This is a genomic window from Morganella morganii (assembly GCF_041099235.1).
GTDB classification, from domain to species: Bacteria; Pseudomonadota; Gammaproteobacteria; order Enterobacterales; family Enterobacteriaceae; genus Morganella; species Morganella morganii_E.
In genome coordinates this window covers 116,186-137,981 of sequence record NZ_JBFZSO010000005.1, presented here as the reverse complement: position 1 = coordinate 137,981, position 21,796 = coordinate 116,186, and the positions used below count along the sequence as shown (strand labels likewise).

Sequence of the window (21,796 nt, the reverse complement as noted above, 5' to 3'; positions counted from 1 at the left end):
TCATGACGAATTATCAGGGGAAAGACATTGTGATTGTCGGGCTCGGTTTAACCGGGCTTTCCTGTGTGGACTTTTTTCTGTCACGCGGCGTTACGCCGAAGGTGATGGATACCCGCACCTCCCCGCCCGGCATCGATAAGCTGCCGGACAGCGTTCAGTGTCATTGCGGTGGTTTTGAAGCGCAGTGGCTGCTGGATGCAGACCTGATTATCGCAAGCCCGGGAGTGGCGGTCAGTACCCCGCAACTGCAGGCAGCTGCACAGGCCGGTGCGGAAATTATCGGCGATATCGAATTATTTGCCCGCGAAGTGACGGTCCCGGTTGTGGCGATCACCGGCTCAAACGGTAAAAGCACCGTGACCTCCCTGGTGGGGGAAATGGGACGCTGTGCCGGTCTGCGTACCGGTGTCGGCGGTAATATCGGCCTGCCGGCGCTGGAACTGCTGAAAGGTGATTATGAGCTCTGTGTACTCGAGTTATCCAGTTTTCAGCTGGAAACCACGTTCAGCCTGAAACCGGCAGCGGCAACGGTTCTGAATGTCACGGAAGATCATATGGATCGCTATCCGCAGGGGCTGGAGCAGTATCGTGCGGCAAAACTGCGTGTCTATCACGACGCTGCCGTCTGTGTGTATAACGCGGAAGATGCACTGACACAGCCGGGCTGTGATTGTGACCGCGCGGAATATGTCAGCTTCGGTGTTGAAACCGGGGATTACTGGCTGGATACCGATGAGCAGGCACTCTGCTTCTGCGGTGAAAAAATTATTAATTGCAGTGAGATGATCCTGCACGGCCAGCATAACTACTGTAATGCCCTGGCCGCACTGGCGCTGGCAGATGCGGTCAATATCCCGCGTGAAGGCGCACTGAAAGCACTGCGCACTTACAGCGGTCTGCCGCACCGTTTTCAGCTGGTGCATGAATCTGCCGGGATCCGCTGGATTGATGATTCCAAAGCCACCAACGTCGGCAGTACCGAAGCGGCACTGAACGGTTTACAGGTGGACGGCTGTCTGCATCTGCTGCTCGGCGGTGACGGTAAATCAGCGGATTTCTCTCCGCTGCTGCCGTACCTGAGCGGCGAAAAAATCCGTCTTTACTGCTTCGGGCGTGACGGCGCACAGCTGGCGCAGCTGCGTCCGGATGTCTCTCTGCTGACTGACACCATGGAGCAGGCCATGCGGACGCTGGCACCGTCACTGGCCGCCGGGGATATGGTGTTGTTATCACCGGCCTGTGCGAGTCTGGATCAGTTCCGTAACTTTGAAGAGCGCGGGCGTGAGTTTGCCCGTCTGGCACGGGAGTTGGCGGCATGAAATTCCCCGGATCACAGCGTTTTAAAAACTGGATGATCGGCGAGCGTAACGGCGAGTTCAGTACGGTCGTGATGTACGACCGGACACTGCTGTGGTTTGCACTGGGACTGGCCGCGATTGGCTTTGTGATGGTGACTTCCGCCTCAATGCCTGTCGGGCAGCGTCTGGCGGAAGATCCTTTCTATTTTGCCAAGCGTGACGGTGGCTTCTTAATTTTTGCTTTTATTATCGCTGTCGTGATTATGCGTTTCCCGCTGGAAATGTGGCAGCGCTACAGCACATTACTGCTGATTGGTACGATCGGCGGGCTGATTGTGGTACTCGGCGTGGGCAGCTCGGTTAACGGGGCATCACGCTGGATAGCGATCGGGCCGATGCGTATTCAGCCTGCGGAAGTGTCAAAACTGGCACTGTTTGTTTATCTCGCGAGCTATCTGGTGCGCAAGGTGGATGAGGTCAGAAATAACTTCTGGGGATTCTGCAAGCCGATGGGCGTGATGTTTGTGCTGGCGGTGTTACTGCTGTTACAGCCTGACCTCGGTACCGTGGTGGTACTGTTTGTCACCACACTGGCGCTGCTTTTTCTCGCCGGTGCCAAAATGTGGCAGTTTATCGCGATTATCGGTGGCGGTGTCGCCGCAGTGGTACTGCTGATTATCGCCGAACCTTACCGTATGCGGCGTGTGACCTCGTTCCTTGACCCGTGGGAAGATCCGTTCGGCAGCGGTTACCAGTTAACGCAATCACTGATGGCCTTCGGGCGCGGTGATTATTTCGGTCAGGGGCTGGGCAACTCCATTCAGAAAATGGAATACCTGCCGGAAGCCCATACGGACTTTATTTTTGCCATCCTCGGCGAGGAATTAGGGTATTTCGGTGTGATCCTGGTGCTGCTGATGGTCTTTTTTGTCGCGTTCCGCGCCATGGTTATCGGCCGCCGCGCACTGATGATCGACCAGCGTTTTGCCGGTTTCCTGGCCTGTGCCATCGGCATCTGGTTCAGCTTCCAGGCCCTGGTTAACGTCGGTGCAGCCTCCGGCATGCTGCCGACCAAAGGGCTGACGCTGCCGCTGATCAGTTACGGCGGTTCGAGCTTAGTGATTATGACCGTAGCCATTGCCTTGCTGCTGCGGATTGATTTTGAAACACGCCTGGCAAAAGCCCAGGCATTCTCAAGGAGAGCGCGATGAGTAATAAAGCCCCCCGTCTGATGGTGATGGCCGGTGGTAGTGGCGGACATGTATTTCCGGGGCTTGCGGTTGCGCACTATTTACAGAGTCAGGGCTGGGAAATCCGCTGGCTGGGCACACGTGACCGGATGGAAGCTCAGCTCGTGCCGAAACACGGCATTGATATCGATTTTATTGAGATTACCGGTCTGCGCGGCAAAGGCGTAAAAGCGCTGCTCACCGCGCCGTTCCGTATCGCGAAAGCGATAAGACAGGCGAAAAAAATTATGCGTGACTACCAGCCGGATGCCGTGCTCGGCATGGGCGGGTTTGTTTCCGGTCCCGGCGGCGTGGCAGCCTGGCGCTGCGGTATTCCGGTGATCCTGCATGAGCAGAACGGTGTTGCCGGGCTGACCAACGGCTGGCTGTCGAAAATCGCCATCACGGTATTACAGGGATTCCCGGGCGCGTTCCCGCAGGCTCCGGTAGTCGGTAACCCGGTGCGTGAGGATATCCTCAATCTGCCGTCACCGGCAGAGCGCTTTGCCGGACGTGAAGGGCCGATCCGCATTCTGGTGATCGGCGGCAGTCAGGGTGCGCGTATCCTGAATCAGACCCTGCCGGAAGTGGCCGGAATTATGGGGGATGCTGTCTGTATCCGCCACCAGGCCGGCAAAGGCAGTGCGGAAAGCACACAAGCGCTGTATAACGCGCAGAATGCGTCAGACAGTGTGACTGTCACAGAATTTATTGATGACATGGTTGAAGCTTATACTTGGGCTGATGTGGTTATCTGCCGCTCCGGGGCGCTGACCGTCAGTGAGATCGCGGTGGTCGGGCTGGGCGCGATTTTTGTGCCGTTTCAGCATAAAGACCGCCAGCAATACTGGAATGCACAGCCGCTGGAACAGGCGGGCGCTGCGGTTATCATGGAACAGCCGTCCTTTAACGCACAGGCGGTGGCAGAGCAACTGCGCGAGTGGGACAGACCACGCCTGCTGACCATGGCGGAAAAAGCACGGAGTGTCGCAATTACCGATGCTACCAAACAGGTGGCGGATGCAATTATTGCGGCAGCGAAAAAACACTAACGAATTGATATAGCGAAGAAATAACGTGAATACACAGCAATTGGCGAAATTACGATCCTTCATTCCGGAAATGAAACGTGTCCGGCACATTCACTTTGTCGGTATCGGCGGTGCCGGTATGGGCGGGATAGCGGAAGTGCTGGCGAACGAAGGTTATGAGATCAGCGGGTCTGATCTGGCGCCGAATGCAGTAACAAAACAACTGAGCAGCCTGGGCGCGACGATTTACTTCAATCACCGCCCGGAAAACGTGGCAGACGCCAGCGTCGTGGTGGTATCCACTGCCATTTCAGCCGATAACCCGGAAATTGTTGCGGCGCGTGAAGCCCGTATTCCGGTGATCCGCCGCGCGGAAATGCTCGCGGAACTGATGCGCTTCCGCCACGGTGTGGCGATTGCCGGCACTCACGGTAAAACCACCACTACGGCGATGATTTCCGGTATTTACGGTCGCGGCGGCCTGGATCCGACTTTCGTCAATGGCGGGCTGGTTAAAGCTGCCGGTGTGCATGCACGCCTCGGTTCAAGCCGTTACCTGATTGCGGAAGCGGATGAAAGTGATGCCTCTTTCCTGCATTTACAGCCGATGGTGGCCGTGGTCACCAATATCGAGCCGGATCACATGGATACTTATCACGGTGATTTTGAAACCCTGAAAGACACCTTTGTGAACTTCCTGCACAACCTGCCGTTCTACGGCCTGGCTGTGGTGTGTATGGATGACGCGGTGATCCGCGAAATCGTGCCGCGTATCGGCCGTTATGTGATTACCTACGGTTTTCATGAGGATGCGGATGTCCGCATCACAGATTTTGAACAGCGCGGCTCACAGTGCTTCTTCACGGTTCACCGGGAGAATCTGCCGGATCTGACTGTGGAACTGAATGCACCGGGCCGTCACAACGTTCTGAATGCCACAGCGGCGATTGCGGTCGCGACAGAAGAGGGTATTCCGGATGAAGATATCCTGGCCTCTCTGCGTGAATTCCAGGGCACCGGGCGCCGTTTTGACTTCCTCGGTAACTTCCCGCTGGAGCATGTGAACGGGAAAGAAGGCAGCGTGATGCTGGTGGACGATTACGGCCATCACCCGACCGAAGTGGATGCGACGATTAAAGCGGCGAGAGCGGGCTGGCCGGATAAGCGGATTGTGATGGTTTTTCAGCCGCACCGCTACACCCGTACCCGTGACCTGTATGACGATTTTGCCAACACACTGGATCAGGTCGATATCCTGCTGATGCTGGATGTGTATGCCGCCGGAGAACCGGTGATCCCGGGGGCGGACAGCCGTTCCCTGTGCCGTACAATCCGTCAGCGCGGCAAACTGGATCCGATTCTGGTCACCGAACCGGGCAAAATTGCAGCGGTGCTGGCACAGGTTCTTGAAGATAATGATTTAATACTGGTTCAAGGCGCCGGAAATATCGGTAAAATAGCGCGTACATTGGCTGACACAAAATTACGGCCGGTTTTGAGTGAGGATAATTAAGAATGACTGAAAAAGTCGCGGTACTGATGGGCGGAACATCCGCTGAACGTGAGGTCTCCCTGGCTTCAGGTGCGGCGGTGCTTGCCGGTTTAAAAGAAGCCGGTATTAATGCATTCGGGGTGGATACCAAAGAATATCCGGTGACCCGTCTGAAGGAAGACGGTTTTACCAAAGTCTTTATCGCGCTGCACGGCCGCGGCGGGGAAGACGGTACACTGCAGGGCTGCCTGGAGCAGATGGGACTGCCGTACACCGGAAGTGGTGTGATGGCCTCCGCACTCTCTATGGACAAGCTGCGCACCAAACAGCTGTGGGCGGGCGCAGGTCTGCCGATTGCGCCGTATTTCGCTATCAATGCAGCCCGTTTCGCGCACATCAGCGATGAAGAATTACAGCAGGGTGTGGCACCGCTGGGTTATCCGGTGATTGTCAAACCAAGCCTGGAAGGCTCGAGTGTCGGTATGTCCAAAGTGGATAATGCGCAGGCGTTGCGTCCGGCACTGGAAGAAGCGTTTAAACACGACAAAGACGTGCTGGTGGAAAAATGGCTGAGCGGCCCGGAATTCACCGTGGGTTTCCTTGGTGAGCAGATGCTGCCGTCTATCCGCATTCAGCCTGCGGCGGTGTTCTACGACTACGAAGCCAAATACATTTCTGATGACACAAAATACTTCTGCCCGGGCCTCGAAGGGGCACGTGAGACAGAAATCCGTGAGCTGGCAAAAGCCGCTTACAAAGCCGTGGGTTGTGAAGGCTGGGGCCGTGTGGATGTGATGCTCGACAGTGACGGGCAGTTCTACCTGCTGGAAGTGAACACGTCCCCGGGTATGACCAACCACAGTCTGGTACCGCAGGCGGCGCGTCAGGCAGGCATGAGTTTCTCCGCTTTTGTGGCGGACGTTCTGGCACTGGCGGACTGATATGTCACAGGCTGCACTGAATATGCGTGAACCGGATCCGGATTATGAGGGTTCACGTCCCAGTAACGGCACATACCTTGCCGGACTGCTGTTTTTCCTGATGGTGCTGGGAACGCTGGTCTGGGGTGGTCTGATGGTGCTGAACTGGATGAAAGATGCAGACCGCCTGCCGATGTCAAAACTGGTATTAACCGGTGAGCGCCACTACACAACGAATGATGATGTGCGCAAAGCGGTGTTATCCCTCGGGACGCCCGGCACGTTTATGACACTGGATGTCAATGAAGTACAGCAGCAGCTGGAACGGATCCCGTGGTTACGTCAGGTCACTGTGCGCAAGCAGTGGCCGGACGAATTAAAAATTCATCTGGTCGAGTATGTGCCGTATGCACGCTGGAATGACTCACAGATGGTTGATGATGCCGGGCGGGTTTTCAGCCTGCCGGCGGAACTGACAGAAAAAGACTCTTTCCCGATGCTCTACGGGGCGCAGGGCAGTGAACAGGATGTACTGAACGGGTATCGCGAAATGGCGCAGCAGCTCAGCGGGGCGGGACTGAAAATCAAATCAGCCTCAATGTCACCGCGTCATGCCTGGCAGCTTGTGCTGGATAATGATGTCCGGGTTGAACTCGGACGGCTGGATACCAAAGGCCGGTTACAGCGTTTCACCGAGCTGTATCCGACCCTGACGCAGGAACAGGACAAACGGGTTGATTATGTCGATCTCCGCTATGACAGCGGTGCTGCGGTCGGCTGGGCGCCATTGCAGATCGATCCTTTCGCAAACGGACATTAAGACATAACAGGTAAAGAAGGCGGGCAGAATAACAATGATCAAAGCAACGGATAGAAAATTAGTCGTCGGCCTCGAAATAGGCACCGCCAAAGTATCTGCGCTTGTTGGTGAAATTCTGCCGGACGGTGTGGTGAACATTATCGGTGCGGGCAACTGCCCGTCACGCGGAATGGACAAAGGCGGAGTCAATGATCTGGAGTCGGTGGTAAAATGCGTTCAGCGTGCCATCGACCAGGCGGAACTGATGGCGGACTGCCAGATTTCATCAGTCTATCTGGCGTTATCCGGCAAACACATCAGCTGCCAGAATGAAATCGGTATGGTGCCGATTTCAGAAGAAGAAGTGACCCAGGAAGATGTGGAAAATGTGGTGCATACGGCGAAATCTGTCCGTGTCCGCGACGAGCACCGCGTTCTTCATGTGATCCCGCAGGAATATGCCATCGATTACCAGGAAGGCATTAAAAATCCGGTGGGATTATCCGGTGTGCGGATGCAGGCGAAAGTGCATCTGATCACCTGTCATAACGACATGGCCAAGAATATTGTCAAAGCCGTTGAGCGCTGCGGACTGAAAGTGGACCAGCTGATTTTTGCCGGTCTGGCATCAAGCTTCGCGGTACTGACGGAAGATGAGCGTGAACTGGGTGTCTGTGTCGTGGATATCGGCGGCGGTACCATGGATATGGCGATTTACACCGGCGGCGCACTGCGTCACACCCGTGTTATCCCGTATGCAGGGAATGTGGTGACCGGCGATATCGCGTACGCCTTCGGCACACCGCCGAATGATGCGGAAGCCATTAAAGTCCGTCACGGCTGCGCGCTGGGGTCTCTGGTCAGCAAAGACGAAACCCTGGAAGTGCCGAGTGTCGGCGGGCGTCCGCCGCGCAGTTTACAGCGCCAGACATTAGCCGAAGTGATTGAGCCGCGTTACACCGAATTACTCAATCTGGTTAATGACGAAATTTTGAAAGTACAGGAACAATTACGTCAGCAGGGTGTCAAACACCATTTGGCCGCTGGTATCGTGCTGACAGGTGGTGCGGCTCAGATTAACGGACTGGTTGAGTGCGCCCAGCGTGTTTTCCATACACAGGTTCGTATCGGACAACCGCTTAATATAACCGGCTTAACGGATTATGCGCAGGAACCGTATTACTCTACAGCGGTAGGGTTGCTGCATTACGGAAAAGAATCTCACCTGGTCGGCGATACCGAGACAGAAAAACGTGCCTCGGTGGGCAGTTGGTTTAAAAAATTAACTGGCTGGCTCAGAAAAGAATTTTAATTTGTATTAAGGCTGGCGATAATAGCCGCCATATAAGAAAGGCACAAAACGGAGAGAGATTATGTTTGAACCGATGGAATTGACCAACGACGCGGTGATTAAAGTCATCGGCGTCGGCGGGGGCGGCGGTAACGCTGTTGAGCATATGGTCCGTGAACGCATCGAAGGCGTTGAGTTCTTCGCTGTGAATACGGACGCTCAGGCGCTTCGTAAAACCGCCGTCGGCCAGACTATTCAGATTGGTAACGGAATCACCAAAGGCCTGGGTGCGGGTGCAAACCCGGAAGTGGGCCGTAACGCGGCGGAAGAAGATCGCGAAGCACTGCGCAATGCACTCGACGGTGCGGACATGGTCTTTATCGCAGCCGGTATGGGCGGCGGTACCGGGACCGGTGCGGCACCTGTTGTTGCTGAAGTTGCCAAAGAGCTGGGCATCCTGACTGTTGCTGTGGTGACCAAGCCGTTCAACTTTGAAGGCAAAAAGCGCATGGCATTCGCCGAGCAGGGGATTACTGAGTTATCCAAGCATGTTGACTCACTGATCACCATCCCGAATGACAAACTGCTGAAAGTATTAGGCCGCGGGATCTCACTGCTGGATGCCTTCGGTGCTGCCAACGACGTGTTACGCGGCGCAGTCCAGGGTATCGCAGAACTGATCACCCGTCCGGGCCTGATGAACGTTGACTTCGCGGACGTCCGTACCGTGATGTCAGAAATGGGTTACGCGATGATGGGTTCCGGCGTGGCGCGCGGTGAAGACCGTGCGGAAGAAGCCGCCGAAATGGCGATTTCCAGCCCGCTGCTGGAAGATATTGACCTGTCAGGTGCGCGTGGTGTGCTGGTTAACATCACGGCGGGCTTTGACCTGCGTCTGGATGAGTTCGAAACCGTGGGTAACACTATCCGTGCATTTGCATCGGATAATGCGACCGTGGTTATCGGTACTTCCTTAGACCCTGAAATGAACGATGAACTGCGTGTGACTGTGGTCGCGACCGGTATCGGCATGGACAAACGTCCAGAAATCACGCTGGTGACCAATAAAGCGGTGCAGACCAACAACATGGAACATCGTTATGCACAAATGCAAAACAGCATGACCAGCATGGATGAGAGCAAATCAGTGGCACAGGTTGTCAACGATTCATCAGCCCAGAGCAATAAAGAGCCGGATTATCTGGATATCCCGGCTTTCTTACGCAAACAGGCTGATTAAACCGAAAAGATTTGCATCTCCGCTTTTTGTGCTAAACTATCTCCCTTGTCATTAGTTTATAATGACAGGGAGACAGTTAATCAAACGAGACAGAAACGATGATCAAACAAAGAACATTAAAGCGTATTGTTCAGGCTACGGGTGTAGGTTTACACACCGGCAAAAAAGTTACGCTGACAATGCGTCCGGCACCGGCCAATACCGGGATCATCTATCGCCGTACTGATCTTAATCCGCCTGTCGATTTTCCGGCAGATGCGAAATCCGTGCGTGATACGATGTTATGTACTTGTCTGGTAAATGAAGACAACGTACGTATTTCCACGGTTGAGCATTTAAACGCAGCACTGGCCGGACTCGGCATTGATAACCTGGTTATCGAAGTCGATGCCGCTGAAATCCCGATTATGGATGGCAGCGCAAGCCCGTTCGTATTCCTGTTACTGGATGCCGGTATTGAAGAACTGAGCAGCGCGAAGAAATTTCTGCGTCTGAAAGAGACCGTCCGTGTTGAAGATGGTGATAAGTGGGCTGAACTCTCTCCGTTTAACGGTTTCAGCTTAGATTTCACTATCGATTTCAACCATCCGGCGATCGATTCCAGCACTCAGCGCTACGCAATGAACTTCTCTGCGGAAAACTTTGTCCGGGATATCAGCCGTGCACGTACCTTCGGGTTCATGCGTGATATTGAATATCTCCAGTCCAAAGGCTTATGTTTAGGCGGAAGTTTTGACTGTGCTATCGTGGTGGATGATTACCGCGTGCTGAACGAAGACGGTCTGCGTTTTGAAGACGAATTTGTTCGTCACAAAATGCTGGATGCTATCGGTGACCTGTTTATGTGCGGCCACAATATCATTGGTGCCTTTACCGCATTCAAATCCGGTCACGCACTGAATAACAAGTTACTTCAGGCTGTTCTGGCTAAAGAGAGCGCCTGGGAACTCGTGACATTCGAGAACGAAGCACAGATGCCGGTTGCATTCCGTGCACCGTCAACCGTACTGGCGTAATCAGGTCATGGCACCACAGCTTGTTGCTCTGACCCTGACACTCCTGTCACTGACGTTATTTACCAAATAACCGTTTGCTTAATCTGCTGCACTGGTACTCTCTCCGGCCAGTGCAGCCAATTTCTCCAGTTTCTTCCTTAGTTTCTCCGGGCTTCTCTGCGCCAGCGCTTTCAGTGAATTGGCACTTTCCGTACTTAATTTCCGTCCCTGCTCCGCTGTTTTTTGTCCTTTTAACGCTGAGTTGCTGCTTTTATCACCACCCGGTAACCCGGTTGCTGATGATTTCATCAATGACGGATTGATTTTGATGTCGATGGCCGATAATGATGGTAAAATCTCCCGGCGCAGTGCAGAACGCAGTGCGGGAAGTTCGTAACGCAGCCGGGTCATCTGTGCCGCATTAGAGACTTCCAGAATTAACAGTTGTTTGCGATAATTAGCCACGCGGCAGTGTGGTTTGAGCATCGCGGGCAGCAGCGCCAGAACGGCGCGGTTGAGTTTAAGTAACACGACAGCACGCTGCTGAATACTTTTAAGGGTATTATTATCCTTAGTCCCGCTTTCCAGCAGGCTTTCAAGGGAAACTGGCTGACTGTCGCGCATCACATATACTCCGGATCTCGTGAGGGAAACACTATTTTAAATCTTTGGCGGCAATTTGGCAGGCGTTATTTCTGGTGCCATCTCTTTATCGGGATTGTGGCGACCGGTTTTGGCCTGCCTGCGGTACTGAACAATGGAGATGTTACCACAGCCGGTGCCGGGACAACACAAAACCGCCAGAATCAGGCATTATCTGCCTTTGACAGCCTGTTCCTGCAAAGCAGTCAGCCGGCGAGAACCTCGCAGAACGTTAATTACTGGCAGCAGCATGCGGTCCGTAATGTTATCCGCCAGATTTCCTTCGCATTTTCCTGTCCGGAAGATGCCTCAAAAGATAATACCCCGGCAGAAGACCGGCATGATGCCTCCGCGCAAAATATGCTGGCGGCGCTGTATGCTATTCTGACCGACTCCCCGGCTCTGCCTGTTTATCATCCGGCCGTTCTGCCGCAGCGTATTGCTGCAGATAACCCATCTCCGTCTTTTTCGGTTCAGTGGATTGCCCGCACCGGCGGCATCCGTGCAGGTCCCGTACAATCAGCGTAGTTCCTCAAATAAATTATTAACACATTGATTATTAACAAGGCCTGATTGTGCCTGAACAGAGACGTTTATTATGCTGGTAAAATTACTGACCAAAATCTTCGGCAGCCGGAATGACCGTACTTTACGCCGCCTGCGCAAATCCGTGGAAGCTATCAACCGGATGGAACCTGAGTTCGAAAAACTCAGTGATGATGAATTAAAAGCCAAAACACAGGAATTCCGTGATCGCCTGGCCAAAGGTGAATCCGAGCAGGATATCTTACCGGAAGCGTTCGCCACGGTACGTGAAGCCAGTAAACGTGTATTTGGTATGCGTCACTTTGATGTCCAGCTGATCGGCGGCATGGTGCTGAACGAACGCTGCATCGCTGAGATGCGTACCGGTGAAGGTAAAACGCTGACCGCAACACTGCCTGCCTATCTCAACGCCCTGTCCGGCAAAGGGGTTCACGTGGTTACAGTGAACGACTACCTCGCCCAGCGTGACGCCGAAAACAACCGCCCTCTGTTTGAATTCCTCGGTCTGACCGTCGGTATCAACCTGCCGGGCATGCCTGCACCGGCCAAACGCGAAGCGTACGCCGCAGATATCACCTACGGTACCAACAACGAATACGGTTTTGACTATCTGCGTGACAACATGGCGTTCAGCCCGGAAGAGCGTGTTCAGCGCAAACTGCACTACGCGCTGGTGGATGAGGTTGACTCCATCTTAATCGATGAAGCCCGTACCCCGCTGATTATCTCCGGTCCGGCAGAAGACAGCTCTGAGCTGTACATGAAAGTGGATAAACTTATCCCGCGTCTGGTCCGCCAGGAAAAAGAAGATTCCGACACTTTCAAAGGTGAAGGTCACTTCTCTGTGGATGAGAAAACCCGCCAGGTCACACTGACCGAGCGCGGTCTGGTGCTGGTGGAAGAGCTGCTGTCGGAGGCTGGTCTGATGAATGAAGGTGAATCACTGTACTCACCATCAAATATCATGCTGATGCATCACGTTATGGCTGGTCTGCGTGCACACTCCCTGTTTGTCCGCGATGTGGATTATATCGTCAGTGAAGGTGAGGTTATCATCGTCGATGAACACACCGGCCGTACCATGCAGGGTCGCCGCTGGTCTGATGGTCTGCATCAGGCAGTGGAAGCCAAAGAAGGTGTGGAAATCCAGAATGAAAACCAGACACTGGCTTCCATCACATTCCAGAACTACTTCCGTTTATACACCAAACTGGCTGGTATGACCGGTACAGCGGACACGGAAGCTTTTGAATTCAGTTCAATTTATAAACTCGATACCATTGTTATCCCGACTAACCGTCCGATGATCCGTAAAGATTTACCGGATCTGGTTTATATGACAGAAGCTGATAAATTCAATGCCATCATTGAAGATATCCGCGAGCGTACCGCCGCCGGACAACCTGTTCTGGTAGGTACTATCTCTATCGAAAAATCAGAGCTTATCTCTAACGCACTGAAAAAAGCCAAAATTGAGCACAGCGTACTGAACGCCAAATTCCACGCCATGGAAGCGGATATCGTTGAACAGGCGGGTCGTTCCGGTCACGTGACTATCGCCACCAACATGGCGGGTCGTGGTACGGATATCGTGCTGGGTGGCAGCTTACAGGCGGATCTGGCCGCGCTGGATGAGCCGACAGAAGAGAATATCGCTGCAGCGAAAGCCGCATGGCAGGAGCGTCACGATGCCGTTCTGGCGGCAGGCGGTCTGCATATCATCGGTACTGAGCGTCATGAATCCCGCCGTATCGATAACCAGTTACGCGGTCGTTCAGGCCGTCAGGGTGATGCCGGTTCTTCCCGCTTCTACCTGTCTATGGAAGATGCGCTGATGCGTATTTTCGCCTCTGACCGTGTTACCGGTATGATGCGCAAACTGGGTATGAAAGAAGGTGAGGCAATTGAGCATCCGTGGGTAACCAAAGCGATTGCCAACGCACAGCGTAAAGTGGAAAGCCGCAACTTTGATATCCGTAAACAGCTGCTGGAATACGATGATGTGGCAAACGACCAGCGCCGTGCTATCTATACCCAGCGTAATGATCTGCTGGATAACGGGGATATCAGCGAAACTATCGACAGCATCCGTGGTGATGTATTCACAACGGTTATCGATGCGCACATTCCGCCGCAGTCTCTGGAAGAAATGTGGGATATCCCGGGGCTGGAAAAACGTCTGGAACAGGATTTTGATTTACATCTGCCAATCAAAGAGTGGCTGGATAAAGAGCCTGAACTGCACGAAGAAACCCTGCGTGAGCGCATCCTTGATAAAGCAGTCGAAGTTTACAAAGCCAAAGAAGAGATTGTCGGTGCTGAAATGATGCGTCACTTCGAGAAAGGCGTGATGTTGCAGACCCTGGATACCCTGTGGAAAGAGCATCTGGCGGCAATGGATTATCTGCGTCAGGGGATCCATCTGCGCGGTTATGCACAGAAAGATCCGAAGCAGGAATACAAGCGTGAATCTTTCTCCATGTTTGCTAACATGCTGGAAGGCCTGAAATATGAAGTGGTCAGCACCATTTCCAAAGTTCAGGTCCGCATGCCGGAAGAAGTGGAAGCTCTGGAGCAGCGCCGTCGTGAGGAAGCTGAACGTCTGGCACAGCGTCAGCAGCTCAGTCATGAAAATGACAATGCCGCACTGATGACCAAAACAGAAGCGGAAATGGCATCCGGTGTCCGTAAAGTCGGCCGTAACGATCCGTGCCCTTGTGGTTCCGGTAAAAAATACAAACAGTGCCACGGAGCACTGAAATAATCAGTCCTGACAGACGATTAGCATAATAAAGTAAAAAGGCGGGGGAACCCGCCTTTCTTCTGTAAATAAAACGGACAGAACATGATGGAAAAAAAACACTTACATATTGCTGCCGGCGTTATCCGTAATGCAGAAGGTGAGATATTTATTGCTCAGCGCCCGCTGAAATCTCATATGGGCGGTTACTGGGAGTTTCCCGGCGGCAAGCTGGAAGCCGGAGAGTCACCGGAACAAGCGCTGGTGCGGGAGCTGGAAGAGGAGCTGGGTATTGTGGCGGTTCCGGGCGAACTGTTACAGACGGCAGAACATGAATTTCCGGATCGCCTGATCACTATTTATTTCTTCCTGGTGGAAGAGTGGCAGAATGCGCCGTATGGCCGCGAAGGCCAGCCGTCGCGCTGGGTAAAACAGACAGCACTGATTGCTGAGGAGTTCCCGCCGGTTAACCGGGGAATTGTGGCATTGCTGACGGAATAAGATTCAGAGGTACGGCGGCGGCTGTTTTATCTCAGCCGCCGCCGGATTAATCAGTACGGTGAACTGTCTTCCGGTTCACTCCAGGCTTCACTGTCAGAAAGGTCACTCTGGCTGGCAATCCGTTTTTCTTCCGCAGCCCATTCCCCGAGATCAATCAACTGACAACGTTTACTGCAAAACGGGCGGTACGGACTTTTCGGCCCCCAGACAACCTCTTTTTTGCAATTCGGACAGTTAACGATAATAGCTTCTGACATAACATCCTCCCTGTTAGCAACAGGCAATTTCAAACGGTAAAGTAGCCGGTATTATACCGTGTTCGCTGTCAGTATGCAGGAAGCGTATGGCAAAACGTGTTTTATGGCCGGAGACCTGCGGGTAAATCTGAAAATCAACCGGCAGACGCAGGCGCAGTAAGTCCGCACCTTCCGCGTTATCCTGATAAAAACCGTTGTGGCTTTCAGCCGCGACAAACGGTGCTGACTGACGCAGCAGAGTCAGCAGGCTGCCGAGTGCATTTTGCAGCGGCTGCAAGCCTTCAATCCAGGCGGCCTGTGTGGTATCACGGACACTCTGCGGCAGATTCAGCCACAGATGAAGGTAGGGCAGGTCAAACCCGCAGCATCCGCCCGGGATACTCAGCCGCTGACGGACGATAGCGATTATTTTATCTTCTTTCAGGTGCTGGGCGATGCGGGGGGCTTTGCTCAGTTCTGCGGCCTTTTGTTTCAGTTCGTCAGAAAACCCCCGGATCAGGGCCTGGTCAGCATTGGGGGCTTCTGCCCACATAGCCAGTTTCTTTTGCTGCTTTTCCAGCTCTTTTAAAATTTCCGAGCGGACTTCACCGCGATCAATCACTTCAATAAATTCCGCGACAGCCCGGAAGAATGCCAGACTGGACGGCAGAGAATCCAGCGGGGACAGCGTACTCATTTGCTGAAGTGATGTTTCAATGCGCAGCCATGAACGGGTTCGTTCGTTTAAAGGGTGTTCAAAAATAACAGACTGACGGATTTCGCTCATGGGTGTTCCTGTTTTGGCTGACGGGCCAATGCTGTATAAAGTTCGTGCAGTGCAAGGACGCGGGGCATCAGCGGCTCATCGTTATCATGATTTGTCAGAATATCATCGGCAACGGCCAGACGTTGTTCACGGGATGCCTGCGCCCGCAGAATATTTTCGGCATGCTCTGCGGAAACGCCGTCACGGCGTATTGTCCGGGCGACCTGTTCGTGCGGATGAACATCCACAACCAGCACGCGATCCGCAAGGGAAGCAAGGTTATTTTCGACCAGAAGAGGAACCACCCAAAGGGCATAAGGGGCAGTGATATTGTTCAGCTGACGCCGGGTTTCCTGATGGATAAGCGGGTGCAGTAACTGATTGAGCCAGGTTTTTTCCGCCGGATCTGCAAAGATCTCCCGGCGCAGTGCTGCTCTGTCCAGTGTACCCTCTGCGGTCAGAATCCGGGTACCGAAGTGATCGGCAATAGCCTGCAATGCGGGTGTTCCCGGCTCAACCACCTGACGGGCAATAATATCCGCATCTGTCACAGGGACTCCGAGACGGGCAAACATATCCGCAACGGTACTTTTTCCGCTGCCGATACCCCCGGTTAACGCAACAATATAAGCCATTGTATTCCTGTCCTGATCTAAACAACGGGTAAATTGTACCTGATGAAATTAATTTCTCCTATGGCAAATAAGCGCTGAATACAGAGATATTTCACAGGTTTGAATTTTTTAATCTGTTTCTTTAAATTATGAATAGTTTTATCAGACTAAAACTTCACCGAGCCGGAATAAAGGTAAATACATTGCAATTAATAAAACAGCAACAAGAATTGCCAGCAGGATAAACAGTACCGGTTGGAGTATTTTAAAAAATGTCTGAATTTGGTTTAAGGCGAGAGATTTAAACCAGTCTGCGGTATAGAGAAAAAAGTGTCCGAATTGCCCGGTGGCTTCACCGGTGGCAATCAGCTCATGGCACAGGGATGGGAATAACCCGGATTGTTTAATTGATTGGCTGAATGTTTTTCCGTGAAGCAAGTCCTCCCGTATCACAGTTAATGCCTCTTTATATAACGGATGTGTTGTTGTCATAATAAGTGTATCAATACCCGAAATAAGCGTAATGCCTGATTGCTGTGTCATTGCCAGTATCCGGAAAATATGAGAGATACAACTGAAGATAATAATATCCCCGATAAAAGGAATACGCAGAATACAGGTTGATTCTGTTTTTTTAATATCCGGATTCCTTTGCCGAAATACATGATAAATAAATATAATTGCAGCTGTTATGCTCATTGCCGGAATTGTGTAACCGGTAATAACACCGGAAACCCGGATCAGCCATTGTGTCATAGCCGGAAGCTCAGCACCGAATGAGGTATATATTTTTGCGAATTCAGGAATAACAAACAGAAACATTAATGTGATCATCAGAAAGCTGATAATTAACAATGCAGCGGGATAGCGTATTGATTTGATCAATGCAGCCCGGTGATCCCGGTTACTCTGAATATGCTGTGCAATCGTGTGAAGACACTCCGGCAATTTGCCGGTTTCCTCCCCGACTGTGACCATCTGACAATAAAAGGAATCAAATAAACCCGGATACTGCATTATTCCCTGAGTCAATGTTTTTCCCTGCTGCAGCTGCCTGATAAGAGCACGGACTACTTCTTCCCAGAGCAGATGACTGTATTCACCCGCCAGCAGTGTGAGTGCTTTCAGCAACGGCAATCCCGACGTCAGTAATGTTGTCAGTTGCCGGGTAAAGTGCAGCAGATACAGCTTTTCTTTCTGTGAGCAGACCAGCCGTTTGCGGCAGAACAGTGATACAGGTGTGATGCTCTGCGAAATCAGCTGACTGACAGCACTATCCTCTGAAGGTGAAATCAGCGTTCCGGTCACCACCTTGTCAGCGGATGTCAGACCCGACCAGTCATACAACCGGTAAATTTGCATGGCATCACTCCTGTTGGTCAGCGGATGTTAAATATCCTGCATATGGTAAATCTCACTGAGTGTGGTTACCCCTGATTCCGCCAGCGCGATACCGGCATCAAACAGCGAACCGGGTAACTCACCGGCAGCGGGAGACAGCGTGTGTTGCGTAGTGAGGAATGCAAAGCAGGCGGTACGTCCGTAATAGCCTGAAAAGCAGTGATCACAGCCGTTTGCCTGCCACGGGGTGAACTGATGTGTTTTCCCGCTGCTCAGTATCACGGTTTCTGTCTTCTGTTTTTGCGTTTTACAGCGCGGACACAACATGCGGACCAGGCGCTGCGCAATAATCAGCTTGATGCAGGTTTTCATGAAATATTCATCAATACCCAGTTGCCTCAGCCGTGAAAACGTATCCTCCGCAGAGTTTGTATGCAGGGTGGACAGCACCAGATGACCTGTGTGAGCGGCTTTGATTGCCATCTCGGCAGTGGGTTTATCACGGATTTCACCCACCATAATGACATCCGGATCCTGACGCAGCAGGGCCCGCAGAATGGCGGCGAAGCCCAGCTCAATCTTCGGGTTTATCTGAGTCTGGGTGATCCCCCGCAGCGGAATTTCCACCGGATCCTCAACACTGCAGATATTCCGGTTATTCTGATTCAGGTACTGCAGGCAGCCGTAAAGTGTGGCGGTTTTTCCGCTGCCGGTGGGGCCGGTGAGCAAAATAATACCGGTGGCACTGCCGAGCCCTGTATGCAGGGTTTTCAGCTGTACGGCCGTCAGACCGGATTTTTCCAGCGCCAGATTCTGGGTGGTGCTCAGCAGGCGCAGTACCACTTTCTCACCATAAATTGTCGGCAGTGTGGCAACACGGACAGCATAGCGGGTGTTATTCTCCAGCCACTCAAACTGCCCGTCCTGGGGTAACCGTTTTTCGGCAATATCGAGGCCGGAAATGATTTTGATGCGGATAATTATCTCGCTACTGATTTCCGGCGGCGGTGAATTCAGTGTATGCAGTTGCCCGTCGATTCTGGCACGGATCCGGTAACCCTGTTGCGCCGGTTCAATATGAATATCGGAGGCCCGTTTGGCAATGGCTCCCGCAATCAGCTGGTTAACAAACCGGACAGCGGCGGATTGCTGTTCTGCCGGCCAGGTATCGGTATCCGGCGGACGGCGGAGATCCTGCGCCGGGGGCGGGGCAGGCGGCGGCAGTGGTGAACCGGTACCTGTACAGTTATTGCCGGTCTCCGCAGAGACCGGCGTGGTTGTCTCCGGGGTTACACCGGGGAAAAGAACCGGCTCCGGCAGCGGGGTATTGCGGCGGCAGTAGGCCAGTTTTTCACTGTGCCACAATTCAATGTCCACCCGCTTACCGGCCAGAAAACGGATAGCAGACACAACATCTCTGCGCGGCTGCTGTGCGGCAGCAACTCTGACAGCATCGGGGTTATAGTCAATCAGCATCAGCTCATTGCGCTCACAAAGTGCATGAACTTCAGCCAGTAAGAGTTGTTCCTCTCCGCCGGTACGGGTGACAGGGGTGAGTGCAGCTGTTTGCATAATGAATTCCTTTTCATGTCAGTAGTTACTTGATGACGTCAAGACAGATTTTTTTCAGTGCGTCTTCTTTGGTATTACAGTCGGTTGTCCAGGCAGTGGCACCGTTCAGCGGATTTCTTACCGGCGTTGTGCTGACCGTCAGAGCGGCCAGCGAGCTGCTCCCCTGCACAGTCACAACACCGTTTTCCGCTTTGACGGATTTGATATAGCGTCCCGGAGTATCAGCCGGAATGGTGCCCGACCCGCTGTTGCATCCTGCAAAAGAGGGATTATCAAAACTGCACAGTTCCACGCCGGTTTTAAACGCGGTAACCGTGCGCAGCACGTCAATCAGTGCTGCCTTCCGGATATAGTTCTGATAGCCGGGAACCGCGATGGCACTGAGAACGGCCACAATGGCAACCACCACCATCACCTCGATTAATGTGAATCCGCGCTGGCTCATACAGATGCTCCTTTTTGTGTCTGTGAACGGGGTACTTATTTAGCGTGATGCACTTTATTCAATGACGGATCGGCAAAAAAGAGAGGTCTCCGGATTTCTCGGCACAGATGGAAAACTGCGGTGTAACATTTGAAAAATGCAGATTTTTTTTCGGTCTGACACGCAAAAATCAGCCGTGAAAAATCAGTACTCCCCGGAAAGGGGGGAAGACACGTATACTGTGCGGCACAAAATGATATTTGTTGTGTGATTGAATAACGGTTTTTTGCTCAGGAGAACGAATGGATATTCAGGATGGCTGGCTGACCACAGCGCGCCGGGTGATTTCACCGCATCACGATACCCGGCCGGAACAGATGACTCCCCGTTTACTGGTGATCCACAATATCAGTCTGCCGCCGGGACAGTTTGGTGGTCCGTATATTGACCAGCTTTTTCAGGGCACGCTGGACCCGGATGCGCATCCGTTTTTTGCTGAAATACAGGCACTGCGGGTTTCCGCACATTGCCTGATCCGCCGGACCGGGGAAATTGTGCAATATGTGCCTTTTGATGCACGGGCCTGGCATGCGGGTGTTTCCTGTTATCAGGGCACTGAAAAGTGTAATGATTTTTCCGTCGGTATTGAGCTGGAGGGCACTGATACCCGGCCTTTTACGGATGAACAGTACCGCGCACTGACTGCACTGACACAGGTGCTTCTGGCGCACTATCCGCACATGAACGGGCATATTACCGGACACAGTGATATTGCGCCGGGACGCAAAACGGATCCCGGTCCCTGTTTCGACTGGAACCGATACAGGAATTCACTGAATCCGGCAGACGTTCCGGCTGAATAGCCCGTAAAATTACGCAGATATGACTGACGTGAAATTTTCCTGTTTACCGGTTCCCTGCTAGAATTAGCATTCCGGTAACCTGTTACTGATTAAATGTGTCTGGTGAGTATCGTTACAGCAGAAACAATCTGATTAGGCTCTGTAAAGCGGAAAACCAGCAATGTGGCGCGGTTAAAATGCACAAAAAATGATTGAGTATTCATCAATCTGGTCACTGTAACGGTTCAGTTTGCGTATTTATCTGAATTTTAAACGTTAAATCCTGTAACATTCACGATGCAGCATTTAAACGTATCAGTTATCAATTTATGCTAAAATTTAAAAAAAATTGTTAAAACTTGCTGGTTTTTATGATTTAGCTCAAGGTCTTTATAGACAGTTGGTGAATACTTTGTTACTTTAAGACCCTGTAAAAGAAATTGGTATTACCAATTGACTACAAAACCCATGAAGCAATATTTATCCATGTTGATGGTTCTGATGCAAATATGGCTTACAGCAAAATCCGCCAACCAAAATTAGCCGACGTGATCGAGCAGCGGCTGGAACACTTAATCCTCGACGGCACTCTGAGCCCGGGGGAGAAGCTGCCGCCTGAACGCGAGCTGGCCAAACAGTTCGACGTCTCACGTCCCTCACTGCGCGAAGCAATTCAAAAACTTGAAGCGAAAGGCTTTCTGCTGCGCAGACAAGGTGGCGGCACATTTGTACAGAGCAATCTCTGGCAAAGCTTCAGTGACCCTCTGGCCCAGCTGCTGGAAGGGCATCCCGAATCTCAGTTTGATCTGCTGGAAACCCGTCATGCCCTCGAGGGCATTGCTGCTTATTATGCCGCACTGCGGGGAACCGAAGCAGATTTTGTCCGTATCACCAACAGCCATCAGGCGATTGCCGATGCCCGCGATGCCGGGGATGTGGAAGCCGAATCTCAGGCTGTCCTGCAATATCAGCTGATTGTCACAGAAGCCGCACATAATGTGGTGCTGTTGCATTTGCTGCGCTGTATGGTGCCGATGCTGGAAAAAAATATCCGGCAGAACTTTGAATTCTTATACACCCGGAAAGAGATGCTGGCGATGGTCAGCGAGCACCGGGAACAGGTATTCCGGGCCATTATGAGCCGGTCGCCGGAGGTTGCGCGGGAAGCATCCCACCGCCATCTGGCATTCCTGGAAGACGTATTGCTGGATATGAGCCGTGAACACACCCGCCGGGAACGTTCACTGCGCCGCCTCCAGCAGTATACAGAATAAATC

21 protein-coding genes are annotated in these 21,796 nt (G+C 52.6%); 14 read left to right on the top strand and 7 right to left on the bottom strand.

What is annotated here, in order from left to right; translation table 11 throughout:
• Positions 1–2 precede the first annotated feature (2 nt).
• The 9 genes from murD (at position 3) to lpxC (ending at position 10,316) form a co-directional block, all read left to right on the top strand.
• Complete coding sequence (gene murD / locus AB7038_RS10550) at positions 3–1,319, top strand: UDP-N-acetylmuramoyl-L-alanine--D-glutamate ligase (RefSeq protein WP_072869954.1); 1,317 nt, start codon at positions 3–5, stop codon at positions 1,317–1,319.
• Positions 1,316–2,509: a cell division protein FtsW gene (gene ftsW / locus AB7038_RS10545; protein WP_368889063.1), complete on the top strand. Its 1,194-nt coding sequence runs from the start codon at positions 1,316–1,318 to the stop codon at positions 2,507–2,509. The genes murD and ftsW overlap by 4 nt, the downstream gene beginning before the upstream one ends.
• Positions 2,506–3,579, top strand: coding sequence for an undecaprenyldiphospho-muramoylpentapeptide beta-N-acetylglucosaminyltransferase (gene murG, locus AB7038_RS10540; protein ID WP_369453278.1), 1,074 nt, complete (start codon positions 2,506–2,508; stop codon positions 3,577–3,579). The genes ftsW and murG overlap by 4 nt, the downstream gene beginning before the upstream one ends.
• A gap of 25 nt (positions 3,580–3,604) precedes the next feature.
• Positions 3,605–5,071, top strand: coding sequence for a UDP-N-acetylmuramate--L-alanine ligase (gene murC, locus AB7038_RS10535; protein ID WP_141178425.1), 1,467 nt, complete (start codon positions 3,605–3,607; stop codon positions 5,069–5,071).
• Positions 5,072–5,073: 2 nt separating this feature from the next.
• Positions 5,074–5,991, top strand: coding sequence for a D-alanine--D-alanine ligase (locus AB7038_RS10530; protein ID WP_072869967.1), 918 nt, complete (start codon positions 5,074–5,076; stop codon positions 5,989–5,991).
• Between the two features lies 1 nt (position 5,992).
• A complete protein-coding gene (gene ftsQ, locus AB7038_RS10525; protein WP_368889061.1) occupies positions 5,993–6,790 on the top strand; it encodes a cell division protein FtsQ in 798 nt (265 codons plus the stop codon).
• A gap of 34 nt (positions 6,791–6,824) precedes the next feature.
• A complete protein-coding gene (gene ftsA, locus AB7038_RS10520) occupies positions 6,825–8,081 on the top strand; it encodes a cell division protein FtsA (protein WP_004238465.1) in 1,257 nt (418 codons plus the stop codon).
• Between the two features lie 61 nt (positions 8,082–8,142).
• Entirely contained in the window at positions 8,143–9,300 is a 1,158-nt protein-coding gene (gene ftsZ / locus AB7038_RS10515) for a cell division protein FtsZ (RefSeq protein WP_004238466.1), read from the top strand.
• A gap of 98 nt (positions 9,301–9,398) precedes the next feature.
• Positions 9,399–10,316, top strand: a complete 918-nt coding sequence (gene lpxC / locus AB7038_RS10510; RefSeq protein WP_004238467.1) for a UDP-3-O-acyl-N-acetylglucosamine deacetylase — start codon at positions 9,399–9,401, stop codon at positions 10,314–10,316.
• A 78-nt stretch (positions 10,317–10,394) separates the two neighbouring features.
• Here the strand turns inward: lpxC and AB7038_RS10505 are convergent, their stop codons facing one another.
• Complete coding sequence (locus AB7038_RS10505; protein WP_141178423.1) at positions 10,395–10,919, bottom strand: DUF721 domain-containing protein; 525 nt, start codon at positions 10,917–10,919, stop codon at positions 10,395–10,397.
• Here AB7038_RS10505 and secM point away from each other — a divergent pair.
• From secM to mutT, 3 genes are all read left to right on the top strand, one after another.
• Positions 10,905–11,465, top strand: a complete 561-nt coding sequence (gene secM / locus AB7038_RS10500; RefSeq protein ID WP_425594740.1) for a secA translation cis-regulator SecM — start codon at positions 10,905–10,907, stop codon at positions 11,463–11,465. The two genes, AB7038_RS10505 and secM, sit on opposite strands and share 15 nt — an antisense overlap.
• Before the next feature lie 70 nt (positions 11,466–11,535).
• On the top strand, positions 11,536–14,247 hold the full coding sequence (gene secA, locus AB7038_RS10495) for a preprotein translocase subunit SecA (RefSeq protein WP_072869976.1): 2,712 nt from the start codon (positions 11,536–11,538) through the stop codon (positions 14,245–14,247).
• An 84-nt stretch (positions 14,248–14,331) separates the two neighbouring features.
• Entirely contained in the window at positions 14,332–14,724 is a 393-nt protein-coding gene (gene mutT, locus AB7038_RS10490) for an 8-oxo-dGTP diphosphatase MutT (protein WP_262875634.1), read from the top strand.
• A gap of 50 nt (positions 14,725–14,774) precedes the next feature.
• On the opposite strand, the gene yacG is transcribed toward mutT, so the two are convergent.
• From yacG to ppdD, 6 genes are all read right to left on the bottom strand, one after another.
• Positions 14,775–14,981, bottom strand: a complete 207-nt coding sequence (yacG, locus tag AB7038_RS10485; RefSeq protein ID WP_369453277.1) for a DNA gyrase inhibitor YacG — start codon at positions 14,979–14,981, stop codon at positions 14,775–14,777.
• A 13-nt stretch (positions 14,982–14,994) separates the two neighbouring features.
• Complete coding sequence (gene zapD / locus AB7038_RS10480; RefSeq protein ID WP_024474857.1) at positions 14,995–15,747, bottom strand: cell division protein ZapD; 753 nt, start codon at positions 15,745–15,747, stop codon at positions 14,995–14,997.
• Complete coding sequence (gene coaE, locus AB7038_RS10475) at positions 15,744–16,361, bottom strand: dephospho-CoA kinase (RefSeq protein WP_368889059.1); 618 nt, start codon at positions 16,359–16,361, stop codon at positions 15,744–15,746. The genes zapD and coaE overlap by 4 nt, the downstream gene beginning before the upstream one ends.
• A gap of 141 nt (positions 16,362–16,502) precedes the next feature.
• On the bottom strand, positions 16,503–17,702 hold the full coding sequence (locus tag AB7038_RS10470) for a type II secretion system F family protein (protein ID WP_369453276.1): 1,200 nt from the start codon (positions 17,700–17,702) through the stop codon (positions 16,503–16,505).
• 27 nt (positions 17,703–17,729) lie between these two features.
• Positions 17,730–19,253, bottom strand: a complete 1,524-nt coding sequence (locus AB7038_RS10465) for an ATPase, T2SS/T4P/T4SS family (protein WP_368889057.1) — start codon at positions 19,251–19,253, stop codon at positions 17,730–17,732.
• Positions 19,254–19,278: 25 nt separating this feature from the next.
• Entirely contained in the window at positions 19,279–19,698 is a 420-nt protein-coding gene (ppdD, locus tag AB7038_RS10460; RefSeq protein WP_368889056.1) for a prepilin peptidase-dependent pilin, read from the bottom strand.
• 281 nt (positions 19,699–19,979) lie between these two features.
• On the opposite strand from ppdD, the gene ampD reads away from it, so the two are divergent.
• Together ampD and pdhR are read left to right on the top strand one after the other, a co-directional pair.
• Positions 19,980–20,540, top strand: a complete 561-nt coding sequence (ampD, locus tag AB7038_RS10455; protein ID WP_072869994.1) for a 1,6-anhydro-N-acetylmuramyl-L-alanine amidase AmpD — start codon at positions 19,980–19,982, stop codon at positions 20,538–20,540.
• Positions 20,541–21,028: 488 nt separating this feature from the next.
• Entirely contained in the window at positions 21,029–21,793 is a 765-nt protein-coding gene (gene pdhR, locus AB7038_RS10450) for a pyruvate dehydrogenase complex transcriptional repressor PdhR (protein ID WP_015422916.1), read from the top strand.
• The last annotated feature ends 3 nt before the right edge of the window (positions 21,794–21,796 follow it).

What these genes read in the sequence shown, in the direction of transcription:
- pdhR (WP_015422916.1), top strand. Translation starts at nt 21,029, where the DNA reads ATGGCTTACAGCAAAATCCGCCAACCAAAATTAGCCGACGTGATCGAG.
- ampD (WP_072869994.1), top strand. Translation starts at nt 19,980, where the DNA reads ATGGATATTCAGGATGGCTGGCTGACCACAGCGCGCCGGGTGATTTCA.
- ftsW (WP_368889063.1), top strand. Translation starts at nt 1,316, where the DNA reads ATGAAATTCCCCGGATCACAGCGTTTTAAAAACTGGATGATCGGCGAG.
- AB7038_RS10465 (WP_368889057.1), bottom strand. Translation starts at nt 19,253, where the DNA reads ATGCAAACAGCTGCACTCACCCCTGTCACCCGTACCGGCGGAGAGGAA.
- coaE (WP_368889059.1), bottom strand. Translation starts at nt 16,361, where the DNA reads ATGGCTTATATTGTTGCGTTAACCGGGGGTATCGGCAGCGGAAAAAGT.
- ftsQ (WP_368889061.1), top strand. Translation starts at nt 5,993, where the DNA reads ATGTCACAGGCTGCACTGAATATGCGTGAACCGGATCCGGATTATGAG.
- ftsZ (WP_004238466.1), top strand. Translation starts at nt 8,143, where the DNA reads ATGTTTGAACCGATGGAATTGACCAACGACGCGGTGATTAAAGTCATC.
- murD (WP_072869954.1), top strand. Translation starts at nt 3, where the DNA reads ATGACGAATTATCAGGGGAAAGACATTGTGATTGTCGGGCTCGGTTTA.
- ftsA (WP_004238465.1), top strand. Translation starts at nt 6,825, where the DNA reads ATGATCAAAGCAACGGATAGAAAATTAGTCGTCGGCCTCGAAATAGGC.
- mutT (WP_262875634.1), top strand. Translation starts at nt 14,332, where the DNA reads ATGGAAAAAAAACACTTACATATTGCTGCCGGCGTTATCCGTAATGCA.
- AB7038_RS10505 (WP_141178423.1), bottom strand. Translation starts at nt 10,919, where the DNA reads ATGCGCGACAGTCAGCCAGTTTCCCTTGAAAGCCTGCTGGAAAGCGGG.
- yacG (WP_369453277.1), bottom strand. Translation starts at nt 14,981, where the DNA reads ATGTCAGAAGCTATTATCGTTAACTGTCCGAATTGCAAAAAAGAGGTT.
- AB7038_RS10530 (WP_072869967.1), top strand. Translation starts at nt 5,074, where the DNA reads ATGACTGAAAAAGTCGCGGTACTGATGGGCGGAACATCCGCTGAACGT.
- ppdD (WP_368889056.1), bottom strand. Translation starts at nt 19,698, where the DNA reads ATGAGCCAGCGCGGATTCACATTAATCGAGGTGATGGTGGTGGTTGCC.
- secA (WP_072869976.1), top strand. Translation starts at nt 11,536, where the DNA reads ATGCTGGTAAAATTACTGACCAAAATCTTCGGCAGCCGGAATGACCGT.
- zapD (WP_024474857.1), bottom strand. Translation starts at nt 15,747, where the DNA reads ATGAGCGAAATCCGTCAGTCTGTTATTTTTGAACACCCTTTAAACGAA.
- lpxC (WP_004238467.1), top strand. Translation starts at nt 9,399, where the DNA reads ATGATCAAACAAAGAACATTAAAGCGTATTGTTCAGGCTACGGGTGTA.
- murG (WP_369453278.1), top strand. Translation starts at nt 2,506, where the DNA reads ATGAGTAATAAAGCCCCCCGTCTGATGGTGATGGCCGGTGGTAGTGGC.
- AB7038_RS10470 (WP_369453276.1), bottom strand. Translation starts at nt 17,702, where the DNA reads ATGCAAATTTACCGGTTGTATGACTGGTCGGGTCTGACATCCGCTGAC.